The organism is Azospirillum cavernae (genome assembly GCF_003590795.1).
In the GTDB taxonomy this organism is placed as follows: domain Bacteria; phylum Pseudomonadota; class Alphaproteobacteria; order Azospirillales; family Azospirillaceae; genus Azospirillum; species Azospirillum cavernae.
This window is the reverse complement of record NZ_QYUL01000003.1, coordinates 288,124-303,858: the sequence shown is the minus strand read 5'-3', so window position 1 is coordinate 303,858 and position 15,735 is coordinate 288,124. Positions and strand designations below refer to the sequence as shown.

Below are 15,735 nucleotides of genomic sequence, written 5' to 3'. Positions count from 1 at the left end.
GGTCTGCGCCCCTCAACGCCGGAGCCGTCCATGCGCATCGAAGTCCTCTTCACCGACCGCGTCGGCATCGCGCACGAGATCCTGGCGGTGCTGGCGGCGCGGCGCTTGAACGTCGTCGGGGTGGAGGTTGATCCGCCGCACATCCACATCGACGCGCCCGGCCTGGACCCCGCCACCCTGCCCGCGCTCGACTCCGCCTTGCGCGTGGTCGCCGGGGTGCGGCGGGTGGCCGCCATCGACATGATGCCGGGAACCCGGCGGCGTTTGCATCTGGACGCGCTGCTCGCCGCCCTGCCCGATCCGGTGCTGGCGGTGGATCGCGGCGGGCGGGTGGTGGTGGCGAACGCCGCCGCCGCGCGCGTGGCCAGCGTTTCGGAAAACGCGCTGTCCGGCGTCGATCTCGGCGCGCTGTTCGGCGATCCCGGCCTGACCGCCGATCTGCTCGCCGGAGGGTTCCGCATCGCCAACCGCGAGGCGACGCTGAACGGCCAGCCCTTCCTGATCGACGTCACGCCGATCATCGACGTCAAGGCGGCAAGCGAGCCGGAGGGGGCGGTCATCACCCTGTTCGCCCCGGCCCGGCTGGGCGAACGGCTGGACGCCTTGCAGAATTTTGACGAGGGCGGTTTCGACAAAATTCTCGGAGATTCCCCGCCGATGCGCGGCTTGAAGGCGCGCGCCGCCCGCGTCGCGGCGGTGGAGGCGCCCTTGCTGATTTTGGGCGAGACCGGCACCGGCAAGGAGTTGATCGCCCACGCCTGCCACCGCGCCAGCCCGCGCGCCGACAAACCCTTTCTGGCGTTGAACTGCGCCGCCGTGCCGGAGAATCTGGCGGAAAGCGAGCTGTTCGGCTACGCCCCCGGCTCCTTCACCGGGGCGCAGCGCGGCGGCAAGCCGGGGCTGCTGGAACTGGCCCATGGCGGCACCGTGTTTCTGGACGAAATCGGCGAGATGTCGGCCTATCTCCAGGCCAAGCTGCTGCGCTTCCTCAACGACGGCAGTTTCCGCCGGGTTGGCGGCGAGCGGGAGCAGAAGGTGGACGTCCGCGTCATCAGCGCCACCCACCGGGCGCTCGAAACGATGGTCGCCGACCACAGCTTTCGCGAGGATCTGTTTTACCGGCTGAACGTGCTGACCCTGCACGCGCCACCCTTGCGCGAGCGGGGCGACGACATCCTGTCGCTCGCCCGCCACTTCATCGGGCGCGCTTGCGCCCAGGCCCGCCGCCCGCCCTGCCGTTTGACGGCGGCGGCGGGGGCGGCACTGCTGGCCAACCGCTGGCCGGGCAACGTCCGGCAATTGGAAAACGTCATCTTCCGCGCGGTGACGATGAGCGACGGCGCCTTTCTCGACGCCGCCGATCTGGAACTGGCGGGCGCCCATATGGCCGCCGCCGTGGACGTGGCGGAAGACGCCGAGGCTTGGGAAACAGCGGTGGAAAGCTTCGAGCGGGGCTTGCTGCGTCGGCTCTACCCACGCTTTCCCTCAAGCCGCAAACTGGCGGCCCGCCTGCAAACCTCCCACACCATGATCGCCAACAAGCTGCGCAAATACGGGATCCCGGAGCGGTGAGACAGGCCGCGCTCGCGCTAGCCCCCTCCCCGGCCCTCCCCCGCGTTGCGGGAGAGGGAGTCTTGATCCTCCGTCGGCGTTCAGCGGAGTTCCCTCTCCCGCCAAAGGCGGGGGAGGGCTAGGGAGGGGGCAACGCAACGCGCGCCTAATCCCCCCTCAATCCGCCGTCACCGAACGGATTTCGTCGGCGCTGAAGCGCTGCTGCTCCTCCATCACCATTTGCGACAGGTCGCGCTTCAGGCGGTTGAACTCCGCCGACGCGCCGTCGCGCGGGCGGGGCATGTCCACGCGGACGTCCTGCTTGATGGTGCCGGGCCGGTAGGTCATGACGATGATGCGGTCGGCCAGATAGATGCTTTCCTCGATGGAATGGGTGACGAACAGGATGGTCTTGCCGACCTCCTCCCAAATCCGCAGCAGTTCGTCCTGCAAGGTCCGGCGGGTCAGGGCGTCGAGCGCGCCGAACGGCTCGTCCATCAGCAGGATCGGGCTGTCGAGCGCCAGAACGCGGGCGATGGCGACGCGCTGGCGCATGCCGCCCGACAGATCCTTGGGGTAACGGTTGCGAAAATCCTGAAGATGCAGCTTCTCCAACAGCGCCTCGACCCGCGCGGCGATGTCGGCCTTGCCCATCTTCTTGATCTGCAAGCCGAAGGCGACGTTTTCGGCGACGGTCATCCAGGGGAACAGCGCGTATTCCTGAAAGACCATGCCGCGATCCGGCCCCGGCCCCGTCACCGCCTTGCCGTCCGCCGTCACCGTGCCGCGCGTCGGCGGCTGAAACCCGGCGACCGCGTTCAACAGGGTGGATTTGCCGCAGCCCGACGGGCCGAGAAGGCAGACGAACTCCCCCTTGCGGATGTCCAGATCGATGCCCTGAAGGGCGACTATCTTTTGCGCGCCGACGGTGAAGATCTTCTCCACGCCGCGCACCTGAATCTGCGACGGCGCGGCAGGGCTGACGGCAGTGGTGGCGGCGGTCATGGCGGCGTAATCCTGGGTCATTTTCAACAAAGTGGCCATTGCGACGTCTCCCCGCTTCATTGGCTGTCCAGGCCGCGATGCCAACGCAGCAGGTGGTTGTTCAGGCGGTTCATGGCGATGTCGATGGCCAACCCCAGCAGGCCGATGGTGAACATCCCGGCGATGATCTTGTCCGACCACATGAACTCGCGCGCTTCCAGGATGCGGAAGCCCAACCCGGCGTTGACCGCGATCATCTCCGACACGATGACGACGATGAAGGCGGTGCCAATGCCGATCCGCGCGCCCGCCAGAATGTAGGGCGTGGCGGCGGGCAGGATGACGCGCAGGAACATGGTGGCTCGCCCGGCCCCCAGATTGCGCGCGGCGCGCAGATAGATGCCGTCCACATGGCGCACCCCGGCGATGGTGTTCATCAGAACCGGAAAGAAGGCGCCGATGGCGATCAGGAAGATGGCGGGCGCGTTGCCCAAGCCGAACCACAGGATGGCGAGCGGGATGTAGGCGATGGGCGGGATCGGGCGCAGCACCTGCAACAGCGGGTCCATCAGCCCGTAAACCCGGTCGCTGGTCCCCATCGTCAACCCCAGCGGCAGGGCCAGCCCGGCGCCGACGGCGAAGCCCAGCACCACGCGGTAGAGGCTGGACCACGCGTCGGTCAGCATCTCGCCCGACAGCGCCCAGAGGAACCAACTGGATTGCGCCGGGTCGAACGGCTCGGAGGGCAGCAGATAAGCCCACCAGCGGACGACCACGGCGACCGGCGAGGGCAGCACCACCGGGTTTATCAAGCCGGACGAGGACAGCGCTTGCCAGAAGGCGATCACAATCAGCGGAACGATGGCGCCGCGCAGAAAAGACGCGGCGGAGAGTTTGGATTGGGCGTTGGACATCGGGAATTCCTTCCGGCAAGCGGGACGGGATCAGTTGGTCTTGACCGACGCCTTCGCCTTGGCCAGCAGGTCCAGCTTGACCCAATCGGCGGCCTTGGGCGGGTTTTCCATCCGCCCAACCCCGTATTTCTGCATCAGATCCGTGGTGGTCTGGACATGCTCGATCGACAGATCATAGGAGAAGGGCGAATTGCCGATGGCGTCCTTGTAATCCTCGCTGCTGATCTGGCCCTTGAAGATCTTCTCGCGGACGTAGGATTCCGCCAAAGCCGGTTGGGCGATGAAGGTCGCCGTCGCTTCGACAAAGCAGCGGATCAACCGTTCGGCCACCTCCGGCTTGGTCTTGTAAAAGCTTTCGGTGACGACCAGGGAGCGCACCGGCTCGCCCAGTTCGGTGTCGTAGGGCTTGATGACCTCGACGCCGAAGCCCTTGTTGATGGCTTGGCTGGATTGCGGTTCGGATTGCGACATGGCGTCGATGTTGCCGGACAGCAGCGCCTGATTCATGTCGGCGTAGGCCATATAGGTGATCTGCACGTCCTTGCCGGGGCGATCCGACCAGGTCAAACCATGCTTGGCCAGTTCGGCCAGCAAAACCAGCTCCTGCGCGCCGCCGCGCGGGGTGGCGACCTTCTTGCCCTTCAGATCGGCGACGCTCTTGATGCCCGCGCCCGGCTTGGCGACGATGCGCGCGCCGCCCTTGGCGAAACCGGCCACCGCGTAGATCGGCACGCCCGACGCCCGTCCAGCGATGGCCGCGTCCACCGCGCTGGCGGCGACGTCGATTTCCCCGGCGACGATGGCGGGCAGAATGTCGATGCCCTTGGGGAAGACCCGCTCGTCGATCTTCAGATCGTACTTTCCGGCGATCTCCTTCATGTAGGAGACCGCGCCGTAATGGGCGAATTTCAGATTGCCGAGTCGGACCAGATCGGCGGCGCTGGCGGTCGGCGAGGCAAGCGCGGCGGCCAACGCGGCGGCGGCGAGCAGGCTGGTCTTGAGCATCATTCTCTCCCAAAGGCGTTCATCCGCAACACCCCGCTGCGGTTGGCTCCCTTAAGAGCAAACTCCGTGCCGCGCGCTGTTGGCGCTCCAAACAATTGAAAACACTGTGGGGAATTCCTCACCGCCACAGCGCGGTCGGCGGAAATCCGCTGATAGGCGGATCGGCATAAGCGGATTTCCGCCGATGGCCGCGTCATGCTTCCCCTGCGCGGCCCCATGCGACGACGAGTCATCGCAGCGCAACGGAAAAGGGTGTAAAGATGCTGCACCTGCGAACCAACAAGGAATAAGGGACAATGACCGAGAGCAATGCGGCTGCCGTGGTTCAGACCGTTGGCGTCATTGGGGCTGGCACGATGGGCAATGGCATCGCCCAGGTCAGCGCCGTCGCCGGCCTGACCGTCGTGATGATCGACATTTCCGACGAGGCGGTGGCCCGTGGTCTGAAGACCATCGGCGGCAGCCTCGACCGTCTGGTGAAGAAAGAAAAGATGACGGTCGAAGCGCGCGACGCCGCGCTGGCCCGCATCACCGCCACCACCGACAAGGCCGCGCTGGCGGCTTGCGATCTGGTGATCGAGGCGGCGACCGAGAACGAAGCGCTGAAGCTGAAGATCCTGAAGGATCTGATTCCGGTCCTGAAGCCCGAGGCGATGATCGCGACGAACACCTCGTCGATCTCCATCACCAAGCTGGCGGCGGCGACCGACCGTCCCGACCGCTTCATCGGCATGCATTTCTTCAACCCGGTGCCGCTGATGGCCCTGTTGGAGCTGATTCGCGGCCTCCAGACCTCCGACGCCACCCACGCGGCGGCGATGGAGTTCGCCAAGCGGGTCGGCAAGGCGCCGATCACCGCCAAGAACAGCCCCGGCTTCGCCGTCAACCGCATCCTCTGCCCGATGATTAATGAGGCGATCTTCGCCCTTCAGGAAGGGCTGGCGACCGCCGAGGACATCGACGCGGGCATGAAGCTTGGCTGCAACCACCCGATTGGCCCGTTGGCGCTGGCCGACATGATCGGTCTGGACACCATGCTGTTCATCATGGACGTGTTCTATCAGGGCTTCAACGATCCGAAATACCGCGCCGCGCCGCTGTTGAAGGAAATGGTCGACGCTGGGCAGTTGGGTCGCAAGTCGGGCAAGGGCTTCTTCGACTACACCGCCAAGTAACCGACAATTTTGCGATTGCACGCCGCCGCCGCGTCCCACGACGCGACGGCGGCGCTGTTTTGTGGTTTTGTTGTTCGTCGCAGAGGTCGCGCGACATTTTCCCACTTGCGTTGGAGCGGTGGCCTGCACAAGCTTGTCCCCGAACCGTTTCCTCCCATCCGTCGCCCGCGCCCATTGTCCGTGGGACGCCACATTCAGGAGAACAGCATGTCGATCCGGCAGTTGGCCCCCGCCCTTGCGGTTCTGACCCTTTTGGCCTCCCCGGTCAGCGCCGCCGAAGGGGGGGCGCCCTCCTCCTCCTCGTGGATGGGGACCATCGCCACGGTGGTGGTCGGCGGCGCCATCGGCGCGGTCGCCCTGCCCTATGTCCTGCCGGCGGCGGCCCCGGCGGTTGGCGGCGCCTTCACCTCGGCGGGCGCGGCGATCCAGGGGGCGGCCCCGGCTGTCGGCACGCTGGTGCTCGATTCCGCCGTCGCGGCTGGAGCCTTCGTGTCGAACGTGTCGTCGTCGGCCACCAGCTATGTCCTGGCCCAGCCGGTGGCCAACCAGGCCGCCATCGGCGGCGCCATCGGCGCCGTGTTCGCCTTGGGCATGCGCTGAGTTTGAAACGGACGGGGTCGCGTCGGTCAAATCACTGACGCGCCCCTGTCATACGTCTGTCACGTCCTTCGGATACCCTGCCGCCGCGACGCGATCCCGCGTCGCCAAGGGAAGGGTAGGATCCGTGCCTGATTCGTCCGCTGTCATCGTCATCCGTTCCTCCACCGAGGCGGATGTTCCGGCGATGTTGGAGATTTACGGCTACCACATCCAAAACGGCCTCGGCCCCTTCGACATCGAGCCACTGCACCCCGACGAGTTGAAGCGCCGCCGCAAGGCGATGCTGAAACGCCGTCTGCCGCATCTGGTCGCCGAGATTGATGGAACGGTGGTCGGTTACGCCTACGCCGCGCCCTTCCGCAAGCGCCCGGCCTACCGCTACACGGTCGAACACTCGATCTACGTCCACAAGGATTTTCGCGGCATGGGCATCGGGCGGCGTCTGCTGCCCGCCCTGATCGAGGCCCTGGAAAAGACCAACAGCCGCCAGATGATCGCGGTGGTGGACAGCGCCAACGCCCCGTCCCGCCGTCTGCACGAGGCTTGCGGCTTTGTCGAGGCGGGGGTCCTGCGCTCGGTCGGCTTCAAATTCGGACGTTGGACCGACAGCGTGTTTTTGCAACGCGCGCTCGGCGCCGCCGATTGGCAGTTGCCCGACGATCATTTGGGCGGCACCGTCCAAGCGGGCGAATAAGCCCGCCTTTTCTGTTTTCCGTCGCATCTTCGCACCCGCCACCCAGTCCCCGGAGTCCCGGCATGGAATTCTTTCGTCGCTTCAATGTCCTGATCTGCGCGCCGAACTTTGAGGTGGATGAGCTGGAAGGCGTCCGGCTCCAGCAGATTCTGTCGGAGGTGGAGCGGCTGGGCTTCCAGGTCGTGCGGACCCGCCGGGTCGAGGACGCCGAACTGGCCATCCGCACCGACGCCGCCATCGGCTGCATGATCGTCGATTGGGGCAAGCGCGGGATGGACGGCAAGAACGCCTCGCTGATCGCGCTGGCCCGCGCGCGCGGGCTGGAAATGCCGATCATCCTGCTGGTGCGCCGCCAGCGGTTGGAAAACATCCCGGTGGACGTGCTCAACCAGGTGGACGGTTATGTCTTCCTGGCCGAAGAAACCCCGGAATTCATCGCCAAAAATCTGGTCAGCCGCCTGAAGCAATACGCCGAAACGCTGAAAACCCCCTTCTTCGGCGCGCTGGTCGATTACGCCGAAGAGGGCAACCAATTGTGGACCTGCCCCGGCCACAATGGCGGCATCTTCTACAACCGCAGCCCCATCGGGCGGATTTTCGTCGAGCATCTGGGCGAGGCGGTGTTCCGCGACGACATCGACAATTCGGTGTTGGAGATGGGCGACCTGTTGATCCACGAAGGCCCGGCGCTGAAGGCGCAGAAGGAGGCCGCCGTCATTTTCGGGGCGGAGCGCACCTATTTCGTGCTGAACGGCACCTCGGCCTCCAACAAGATCGTGCTGTCGGCCCTGGTGGCCGAAGATGATCTGGTGCTGTTCGACCGCAACAACCACAAGGCGGCCCATCATGGCGGCCTGTTCCTGGGCGGCGGCATCCCGATCTTCCTGGAAACCGACCGCAACGCCTATGGCTTGATCGGCCCCATCGACCATGAGGCGCTGGACGAGGAACGCATCCGCGAGAAGATCCGCAAGAACCCGCTGGTCAAAGACCCGGACGCATGGAAGCGCGAACGTCCCTTCCGCGCGGCGGTGATCCAGCAATGCAGCTACGACGGCACCATCTACAGCGCCGAAGCCATTTTGGCGAAGATCGGCCATCTCTGCGACTACATCCTGTTTGACGAGGCGTGGGCCGGCTTCCTGAAATTCCACCCGCTGTTCAAGGGCCGCTTCGCCATGGGGCTGGACCAGTTGGGCGAGGGGCATCCCGGCATCATCGCCACCCAATCGACGCACAAGCAGTTGGCCAGCTTCTCGCAAGCCTCGCAAATCCATGTGAAGGACAGCCATCTCGGCAAACAGCGCCGCCGGGTGGAGCATCGCCGTTTCAACGAAACCTTCCTGCTGCACGCCTCGACCTCGCCCTTCTACCCGCTCTTCGCCTCGCTGGACGTCGGCGCGCAGATGATGAAGGGCCGCTCCGGCGAAGTGCTGTGGGACGACACCATCCGCTTGGGCATTGAGCTGCGCAAAAAGATCCGCGCGATTCATCACGAGTTCGAGGGGCGCGAGAGCGACCCGGCCCGCCGCTGGTTCTTCGACCCCTTCGTCCCGGATCGGACGGTGGTGAACGGCGTCGAGATGGCGTGGGAGGATGCGCCGACCGACGAGCTGGTCGCGAACGTTCACCATTGGGAGTTCGCCCCCGGCGCGGATTGGCACGGCTTCAAGCATGTCGCGCCCGGCTACGCGATGACCGATCCGAACAAGCTGACCCTGCTGACCCCCGGTTTCAACCGCAAGACCGGGGCCTATGAGGATCACGGCATCCCCGCCCCGGTTCTGGCGCAGTATCTGCGTGAAAACCGCATCGTCCCGGAAAAGAACGATCTGAACTCCATCCTGTTCCTGCTGACGCCGGGCGTGGAATCGAGCAAGGCGGGGACGCTGCTCAGCGGGCTGGTCGCCTTCAAGCGGTTGCACGACGACAACGCCCTGTTGGAAGACGTGATCCCCGAATTCGTCGCCAAGCGGGCCAAGCGCTACACCGGAATCCGGCTGCGCGATTTGTGCGGCGCCATGCACGCCTATTACCGCGAGGCGGGCACCAGCCAGTTGCAGCGGAACATGTTCCGCCCGAACCATCTGCCCGACATGGTGATGCCGCCGCGCGAGGCGACGCGCCATCTGGTGCGCAACAACGTCGATTACGTGCCGATTGAAGAGGCGGTGGGGCGCGTCGCCACCACGCTGTTCGTCGTCTACCCGCCGGGCATCGCCACCGTGGTTCCCGGCGAACGGCTGGACGAGCGCGCCCGCCCGATGATCGAGTATTTGAAGATGTTCCAGGAAGGCGCCAACCGCTTCCCCGGCTTCGACAACGAGATCCAGGGCCTGTACCGCGAAACCGGCGAGGATGGCCGGATCCGCTTCTACACCTATGTCGTGCGCGAATAAGTACTGACGCGCAAAAGGCCCGCCGCGCTTCCCATTCAAACGGGAAACGCGGCGGGCCTTCGTCGTTTCAGGCCCTTGCCTTGCGGCTCAATGCCGGACGGCCATTCGCCCAGTGTCGATCCGGGCGATGGCGGGCAGGCCACGCAGGAAGTCGGCCCCGGTGTTGGTCGCTTCGATCAGGACATGACCGCAACGGTCTTGGCCACGCACGCGCGCCTCGCGCGCCATGCCGGCGGTGCGGACCGCTTCCGACAATTCGGACACGGCTTTCCACACGCGGGCGCGGTGTTCGGCGGCGCTGGCGCAACCCGACGGGTCCGCGACAGCCAGAGTGACGGTAAAGGAATGCAATTCGATCGCCATGGCGGCACCACAAAAGACGGATGTGGAGGAGGGAGTGAGAACCCCGGATGTCTTCCGGCCCCTGGGATCGAGAAACTCAGTCGTATTTCGGAAGCTTCGTCAGAACAATCTGGCTGATAAGGCCACCCAACAGGCCGATCACGCGCTGTTCGCCGCGCGTGCGCAGATCCCGTTCCGGGCCGTCCGCGCGTCTGGTTGCTGGTTGGGAGAGAAACACACACTCAGCGCCCACCCGTCTGGGCGGCGTTGCTTCACAGGCCAGGGCGGTTCGCACCGTGCCGCAGGCCAGATTTTTCAGAACCATGGATGGCACCTTCCCACGCGCGAGTTACGATTGTTGGTTACGCTAACAAACTAGTCCTTTGGGCCGAGTTCGGCAACGGGGCCTAGGCCCATGGGCTGTGACAATTCCTCGGCCATGGCCAATTCGTCACACCCAATTCGCCACACCGGACCGCCGCCGCCCGACACGCCCCTCTCCTACGCCCCTGCGAGGCTTTGTGGAAGAGAACATGCGGGCGACGGCTTTATTCCGCCCGTGATTTTTTTGTGAAGCCGCCCCGGCGAAAATGAGGGGGCTTCAGGTCTTGATCGTGCCGTCCGGCGCAGCGGAGGGGGCGACCGGCGCGGCGGGCGGGGTGGATGGGGCGGGCGTCGGCGCAGGGGTCGGCAAAGGCGGCAAACGCCAGCCCTCGACCGCGCGTTTCAAGGCGTCCAGCTTGGCTCCGGCGTTGTCGCGCGCCTCGTTGACCGTGCTGGTGATGGCGGCGCACAGCTCCGCCCGGCGCTTGGGATCGTTGCGGCTGGCCTCGATGGCGCGGGCAACATCGTCGGTGTTGCCCTCCGGCGTCGCGTTGGACGCGGGCGGGACCGCTTTCGGATCGATGCCCAGCAGCGGCAGCAGATAGTCGCGCCCCTTCTCACGCGCCAGGGCCAGAGCCTTGTCGCCGAACAGTTCGGCGGCGGCCATCCCGGAATCCCACGCCCCCAGCGCCGCCGAGACGGTCGGGCTGCATTGGGCCGTGGGATCCTTCGCCGCGCCTTGCGCCTGCGCGGCCAACGGGGACAGGGCGAGCAGGCTGGCGACGGTCACGGCGATGGCTGTGGTCCGGGTTGCGATGAGGCGGGCGGCGATGGAGCGGGCGGCAAGGCGTGTCATGGTCGGCGTCCCTCGTTCGGGTGTCTCCGACATGTAGGCAAGCGCGCGCCCCCTGTCCATAAGCCGCCGCGCGACCGGCGACGGAACGACGCAACCGGCGCAAATTATGACGAATTCATGACAGCCCCCGCTGCACACGCGCCCGAACCATGCTATGAGCAGCCCAACCCTTCACGCCCAAGACACGAGACCTTGTCCCATGCTGCTCCGCGCATTCCGTTCGCTGATGCCGAAGGAGGAACGCTTCATCGACCAGTTCGTCGGGCAGGCTCGCCACATCGTGGCCGCCGCCGTCGCGCTGGAAGCGGTGATGGACGCCACCCCCGAGGAACGCCCCCAGCGCATCGCGGCCCTGAAGCGCGTCGAAAAAGACGCCGACCACATCGCCAAGGAGGCCGTGCGGGATCTGCACCGGGCCTTCATCACGCCGTTCGACCGCTCCGACATTCTGGCGCTCATCAACGCGCTGGACGACGCCATCGACCTGATGGACGAGGTGCCGCGCCACGCCACCCTCTATGGGGTCGAACGCGTTGACGAGCCGATGCGCCAGTTCGTCGCCCTGATCCACCAGCAGGCCAATGTTCTGGTCGAATTGATGCCGTTGCTGGGCGCCATCGCCCGCAACGCCGACCGCATCGGCCCGTTGTGCGGTCGCCTGTCGGATCTGGAGGATCAGGCCGACGACATTCTGCGCGGCGCCCTGCAATCGCTCATCAACGAACGTCCCGACATGATCGCCTTCCTGGGGCGGCGCGAGCTGTATGAAAAGCTTGAGGCCGTCACCGACCGTTGCGACGATGTCGGCGACCTTGTCGCGGGCATCATGCTCGATCACGTGTGAGGCGGCGGCGATGGACGCCCTTCATCTTGGCATGCCCGCGCTGATTGTCATCATCGTGGTGGCGTTGGCCTTCGACTTCATCAACGGGTTGCACGACGCGGCGAACTCCATCGCCACCGTCGTGTCCACCCGCGTTCTGTCCCCGAAGCTGGCGGTCGCCTGGGCGGCCTTCTTCAACTTCATCGCCTTCCTGTTTTTTGGCCTGCACGTCGCCACCACCATCGGCACCGGGCTGGTTGAACCCTCGGTCATCGACCCGGCGGTGATTTTGGGGGCGCTGTGCGGGGCCATCGGCTGGAACCTGTTCACCTGGTGGCTGGGTTTGCCCTCCTCCAGTTCGCACGCGCTGGTTGGCGGGCTGGCGGGCGCCGGCATAGCCAAGGCCGGTTTGGGGGCCATCGTCTCCAGCGGCTTCACCAAGACCACCATCGCCATCGTGCTGTCCCCGACCATCGGGCTTCTGCTGGCGCTGCTGCTGATGCTGATCCTGTCCTGGGCGCTGCGCAAGGCCCCGCCCTTCGCGGTGGATCGGCAGTTCCGCCATTGGCAGTTGGTGTCAGCCGCGCTCTACAGCCTGGGCCATGGCGGCAACGACGCGCAAAAGACCATGGGCATCATCGCCGTCCTGCTGTTCAGCCAAGGGATGCTGGGCGAGACCTTCCATGTTCCCTTCTGGGTCATCCTGTCCTGCCAGTTGGCGATGGGGCTGGGAACCTTGATGGGCGGCTGGCGGATCGTCCGCACCATGGGATCGCGCATCACCGATCTGAAGCCGTATCAGGGCTTCTGCGCCGAAACCGCCGGGGCCGTCACCCTGTTCGGCGCGACATGGCTGGGCATTCCGGTGTCCACCACCCACACCATCACCGGGGCCATCGTCGGAGTCGGCTCCGCCCGCCGGACGTCGGCGGTGCGCTGGGGGTTGGCGGGCCGAATCGTCTGGGCTTGGGTGCTGACAATCCCCGCATCCGGGGCGGTTGCTTACGTGTCTTATCTTCTGGCGGCGGCGGCGTTGACGCCATAAACGAAAAAAGCGCGTGTGGCGAACGGGTTGAGCCGTTCGCCACACCGTCGGCCTTGACCGGAACGAAAGGGGACGGCAGAATCACGGCGGTCGAGACAGGACAATGTTTATGCCGCAGATCGAGCACACCGACCAAGGCGAGCAGTATGTTCTTCCGGGCACCGAGCGCCGGACAGTCCCCGGTTTGCCTTACGCGGCGGAGCCGGACGGCCAATTGACCTTGCCCTTTTACGCGCCGCCCGGCGAGGATGAACGTCGGGTCCGCCCCAGCGGCGCCCCCCCGATGGTGGACCGCGTGTCCAGCAAAGACGACGCCAAGCGAGCCAGCGGTCTGTTCGGGCGTCGTCTGGCCCATTTCCCGCACGCCTTCGACCCGGCCTGAGTCACACCGTTTCAGCGGACGCCTTCGCGATCACCCGCGCCACCTCTTGCAGCAACAGGCTGCGGTCGTAAGGCTTGCCGATGGCGCCGTTCATCCCGGCTTCCTCGCACAGCGCAATTTCACTCGGCAGATTTCCAGCGGTCAGGGCCAGAATCGGCACTTGGCCGCGCGGCGGCGGCATGGCGCGAATCAGGCGCGTCGCTTCCAACCCATCCATCCCTGGCATCGACACGTCCATCAGGACCAAATCATAGTCGGCGTCCGTCATCGCCTGCACCGCCGCAGCGCCATCGGCGACCAAATCCAAATGATAGCCGCTGTCGCGGAAGATGGCGGACAGCAATTCCCGATTGATTTCCAGATCTTCGGCCACCAGCAGACGCGGCGCGCGACTCACCGTCGGTGAGGTCGTCGACCCGGCAGGACGCCATCCGCACAAGTGAATGATCTGGTTTTTCAACTCCCCAATGTCATAAGGCTTGGCGATGATGGCGGCGCCGGAAATCCGCGCCTCATCCGCCGCCACGGCGTGGGGTGGCGATCCAGAGGCCAACAGGATGGGCAGGTCCGGGCGCAAACGTCGGGCATGGTGGGCCAGTTCCACCCCCGTCATGCCCGGCGGCATGACGATGTCGCTGAACAGAAGATCCAGCGCGTCCGGCCCCTGCAAAATCACCAGGGCCTCGTTGGCGTTGGCCGCTTCAATCACCCGATGCCCCCATTCGCGCAGCAAGGCCGACACCCCGCGACGAACGGTCGGATCATCCTCGATCAAGGCGATGGTCAAGCCACGCTGTCGTCCTTCGTTCAGCGTGGGAGCGGATTGACCGGGCAGCAGAACGCGAAGGCCGGGCAACTGGACCAAGGCCGTGGTTCCCTTCCCCACCCCACTGGTCAATGACAGGCTTCCGCCATGCAGTTCAACCAACCGTTTGGTCAGCGGCAACCCCAAGCCGGTTCCCTCGATCCGTTGGTTGACGCTGGTTTCCACCCGCGCGAACGGTTCCATCACCCGGCCCAAATCCTCTGTGGCGATGCCCATCCCGGTGTCGGTGACGCGGATCGCCAAAGCCCCGTCCTCAAGGGCGGCGGACACCGTGACCGACCCGCCGGACGGCGTGTATTTCACCGCGTTGCTGACCAGATTGAGGATGATTTGCCGCAGACGCCGTTCGTCGGCGCGCAGGAAACGCACCTCCGGAGCCACCTGCACAGCCAGGACCACCCCGGCCCGCTCCGCGCGGGGGGTCAACAGGCGGGTGGCGAAGCTGGCCGACGCCTCAAGATCGACGATGCTTTCCTCAAGCCGCAGGGCGCCAACCTCAGATTTCGCGTGATCGAGGATTTCGTTGATGAGTTCCAGAAGATGTTGACCGGAATCCCGGACATTGATGGCGAAACGGCGGTACTGCGGCGAACCGACCGGGCCTTCGGACTCCCGCGCGATCAAATCGGAAAAGCCGATGATGGCGTTCAACGGCGTGCGCAATTCGTGGCTGAGTCCCGCGAGGAACTGCCCCTTGCTGCGGTTGGCGGCCTCGGCGGTCTGTCGCGCGGTGTCGGCGGCTTCTTTGGCCTCGCGCAACGCCTTGGCCAGACGGGAGATTTCATCGCGTTCGGCGCTGGCCCGCGCAGCCGACGCGCGGGCTTCGGTCAATTGCAAGTGTGTCCGCCGCTCGCGGTCAAGATAGCGAAGCCCCCACGCCATGGTCAGCAGAACCGCCAGCATCCCGATCCCGGTTTCCAACAGCGTGTGCAGGCTGCGCTGCCGCCAATCCGCCAGCCCCCGGTCCCGATCAATCCCCGTCAAAACGATCAAGCCGTAATCGCGCACCGTGCGGTAGGCGGCGATCCGCGTCATGCGGTCCAAAGGCGATGCGGACAGGAACAGCCCCTCCGGAGCGTCCTTCAGCTTTTCTTGAAACAATGGCCCGGTGGCGATGCTCTTGCCCACCGCGTCCTGCATGTTGGGACGTCGGGACACAACGTCGCCCGTGTTGCGGTAGACGCCGATCAACGGGTTGTAGTCAAAGCCCAGAAGATCGTAAAAGTCGGTGAGATGCGCCACGTTCATCACCGCCAGAACAACGCCGAGAGCCTTGCCCGCGTCGTCGCGCAACGGACGGGCTAGGGTGAAGACAAAATGGCCGCCTTCTCCCCGGTCTGCCGTCGCCGGACCAACGAACAGGGTGACGCCATTTTGCAGGGCCTGCGTGTAATCGCGAATTGGCGCCTGACGGCCAGGGTAGCTCGCCGATTCCAGAATGGTTTTGCCATCCGCCGAGACCACCCATAACGACTCGCCGCCTTCAAGATGGGCCGCGTATTCGCGCAGGCGCTTCCAATTGTCGATGCTGCGCACAGCGTCAAGGCTGCCCGATTCGCCGACCATCGCCGCCACATGATCGAGCGACACCGACGCGGTGCGAATCACACGGTGGACATGCTCGTCCACCACCTTGGCCATATCACGGACCAGAGCGTACCGGCGTTGCAAGGTGTCTTCATAATCACGGTAAACGACGTGAGCCGCGTTCCCCGCCATCGCGGACAGAACGATCGCCACCATGACAACGCTTCGTCCAACGCGGCCCACCGCGCCCCCCAGCCACAGCCTACACGCTCGTGTTCAAAAAGAACT

The 15,735-nt window shown here is 65.4% G+C and carries 15 protein-coding genes; 8 read left to right on the top strand and 7 right to left on the bottom strand.

Annotated features, from left to right (window positions below; translation table 11 throughout):
* Positions 1–30 precede the first annotated feature (30 nt).
* Positions 31–1,572, top strand: a complete 1,542-nt coding sequence (locus D3877_RS21160; RefSeq protein ID WP_119832768.1) for a sigma 54-interacting transcriptional regulator — start codon at positions 31–33, stop codon at positions 1,570–1,572.
* A 156-nt stretch (positions 1,573–1,728) separates the two neighbouring features.
* Here D3877_RS21160 and D3877_RS21155 read toward each other — a convergent pair whose 3' ends face one another.
* The 3 genes from D3877_RS21155 to D3877_RS21145 are packed head-to-tail and all read right to left on the bottom strand — an operon-like array spanning position 1,729 to position 4,457.
* A complete protein-coding gene (locus tag D3877_RS21155) occupies positions 1,729–2,595 on the bottom strand; it encodes an ABC transporter ATP-binding protein (RefSeq protein ID WP_199720876.1) in 867 nt (288 codons plus the stop codon).
* Positions 2,596–2,612: 17 nt separating this feature from the next.
* A complete protein-coding gene (locus D3877_RS21150; RefSeq protein WP_119832767.1) occupies positions 2,613–3,449 on the bottom strand; it encodes an ABC transporter permease in 837 nt (278 codons plus the stop codon).
* A gap of 30 nt (positions 3,450–3,479) precedes the next feature.
* The gene (locus D3877_RS21145) at positions 3,480–4,457 is read right to left on the bottom strand and encodes an ABC transporter substrate-binding protein (protein WP_238475013.1); all 978 of its coding nucleotides are present in this window, start codon (positions 4,455–4,457) and stop codon (positions 3,480–3,482) included.
* A gap of 293 nt (positions 4,458–4,750) precedes the next feature.
* Here D3877_RS21145 and D3877_RS21140 point away from each other — a divergent pair, with 293 nt between their 5' ends.
* The 4 genes from D3877_RS21140 (at position 4,751) to D3877_RS21125 (ending at position 9,322) form a co-directional block, all read left to right on the top strand.
* Positions 4,751–5,629, top strand: a complete 879-nt coding sequence (locus tag D3877_RS21140; RefSeq protein ID WP_199720875.1) for a 3-hydroxybutyryl-CoA dehydrogenase — start codon at positions 4,751–4,753, stop codon at positions 5,627–5,629.
* A 207-nt stretch (positions 5,630–5,836) separates the two neighbouring features.
* Entirely contained in the window at positions 5,837–6,229 is a 393-nt protein-coding gene (locus D3877_RS21135) for a hypothetical protein (RefSeq protein WP_147395249.1), read from the top strand.
* A 124-nt stretch (positions 6,230–6,353) separates the two neighbouring features.
* Positions 6,354–6,923: a GNAT family N-acetyltransferase gene (locus tag D3877_RS21130; protein ID WP_119832765.1), complete on the top strand. Its 570-nt coding sequence runs from the start codon at positions 6,354–6,356 to the stop codon at positions 6,921–6,923.
* Between the two features lie 62 nt (positions 6,924–6,985).
* Positions 6,986–9,322: an Orn/Lys/Arg family decarboxylase gene (locus D3877_RS21125; RefSeq protein ID WP_119832764.1), complete on the top strand. Its 2,337-nt coding sequence runs from the start codon at positions 6,986–6,988 to the stop codon at positions 9,320–9,322.
* A gap of 87 nt (positions 9,323–9,409) precedes the next feature.
* On the opposite strand, the gene D3877_RS21120 is transcribed toward D3877_RS21125, so the two are convergent.
* The 3 genes from D3877_RS21120 to D3877_RS21110 form a co-directional block, all read right to left on the bottom strand.
* Entirely contained in the window at positions 9,410–9,685 is a 276-nt protein-coding gene (locus D3877_RS21120; RefSeq protein WP_119832763.1) for a hypothetical protein, read from the bottom strand.
* A gap of 76 nt (positions 9,686–9,761) precedes the next feature.
* Positions 9,762–9,989 carry a hypothetical protein gene (locus D3877_RS21115; RefSeq protein ID WP_119832762.1) on the bottom strand — a complete coding sequence of 76 codons (228 nt, stop codon included), beginning with the start codon at positions 9,987–9,989 and terminating at the stop codon, positions 9,762–9,764.
* 276 nt (positions 9,990–10,265) lie between these two features.
* Positions 10,266–10,844 carry a hypothetical protein gene (locus tag D3877_RS21110; protein WP_238475012.1) on the bottom strand — a complete coding sequence of 193 codons (579 nt, stop codon included), beginning with the start codon at positions 10,842–10,844 and terminating at the stop codon, positions 10,266–10,268.
* 199 nt (positions 10,845–11,043) lie between these two features.
* Here D3877_RS21110 and D3877_RS21105 point away from each other — a divergent pair, with 199 nt between their 5' ends.
* The 3 genes from D3877_RS21105 to D3877_RS21095 all read left to right on the top strand — a co-directional run bounded on the left by D3877_RS21105 (position 11,044) and on the right by D3877_RS21095 (position 13,094).
* Entirely contained in the window at positions 11,044–11,688 is a 645-nt protein-coding gene (locus D3877_RS21105; RefSeq protein ID WP_119832761.1) for a DUF47 domain-containing protein, read from the top strand.
* Positions 11,689–11,698: 10 nt separating this feature from the next.
* A complete protein-coding gene (locus D3877_RS21100; protein WP_119832760.1) occupies positions 11,699–12,712 on the top strand; it encodes an inorganic phosphate transporter in 1,014 nt (337 codons plus the stop codon).
* Positions 12,713–12,821: 109 nt separating this feature from the next.
* Entirely contained in the window at positions 12,822–13,094 is a 273-nt protein-coding gene (locus D3877_RS21095; protein ID WP_119833129.1) for a hypothetical protein, read from the top strand.
* A 1-nt stretch (position 13,095) separates the two neighbouring features.
* On the opposite strand, the gene D3877_RS21090 is transcribed toward D3877_RS21095, so the two are convergent.
* Positions 13,096–15,663: a response regulator gene (locus D3877_RS21090; RefSeq protein ID WP_238475011.1), complete on the bottom strand. Its 2,568-nt coding sequence runs from the start codon at positions 15,661–15,663 to the stop codon at positions 13,096–13,098.
* Positions 15,664–15,735 lie beyond the last annotated feature (72 nt).

Coding starts and splice junctions, on each gene's coding strand:
- D3877_RS21150 (WP_119832767.1), bottom strand. CDS start 3,449: ATGTCCAACGCCCAATCCAAACTCTCCGCCGCGTCTTTTCTGCGCGGC.
- D3877_RS21160 (WP_119832768.1), top strand. CDS start 31: ATGCGCATCGAAGTCCTCTTCACCGACCGCGTCGGCATCGCGCACGAG.
- D3877_RS21135 (WP_147395249.1), top strand. CDS start 5,837: ATGTCGATCCGGCAGTTGGCCCCCGCCCTTGCGGTTCTGACCCTTTTG.
- D3877_RS21125 (WP_119832764.1), top strand. CDS start 6,986: ATGGAATTCTTTCGTCGCTTCAATGTCCTGATCTGCGCGCCGAACTTT.
- D3877_RS21100 (WP_119832760.1), top strand. CDS start 11,699: ATGGACGCCCTTCATCTTGGCATGCCCGCGCTGATTGTCATCATCGTG.
- D3877_RS21155 (WP_199720876.1), bottom strand. CDS start 2,595: ATGGCCACTTTGTTGAAAATGACCCAGGATTACGCCGCCATGACCGCC.
- D3877_RS21120 (WP_119832763.1), bottom strand. CDS start 9,685: ATGGCGATCGAATTGCATTCCTTTACCGTCACTCTGGCTGTCGCGGAC.
- D3877_RS21110 (WP_238475012.1), bottom strand. CDS start 10,844: ATGACACGCCTTGCCGCCCGCTCCATCGCCGCCCGCCTCATCGCAACC.
- D3877_RS21145 (WP_238475013.1), bottom strand. CDS start 4,457: ATGATGCTCAAGACCAGCCTGCTCGCCGCCGCCGCGTTGGCCGCCGCG.
- D3877_RS21095 (WP_119833129.1), top strand. CDS start 12,822: ATGCCGCAGATCGAGCACACCGACCAAGGCGAGCAGTATGTTCTTCCG.
- D3877_RS21140 (WP_199720875.1), top strand. CDS start 4,751: ATGACCGAGAGCAATGCGGCTGCCGTGGTTCAGACCGTTGGCGTCATT.
- D3877_RS21090 (WP_238475011.1), bottom strand. CDS start 15,663: ATGGTGGCGATCGTTCTGTCCGCGATGGCGGGGAACGCGGCTCACGTC.
- D3877_RS21115 (WP_119832762.1), bottom strand. CDS start 9,989: ATGGTTCTGAAAAATCTGGCCTGCGGCACGGTGCGAACCGCCCTGGCC.
- D3877_RS21105 (WP_119832761.1), top strand. CDS start 11,044: ATGCTGCTCCGCGCATTCCGTTCGCTGATGCCGAAGGAGGAACGCTTC.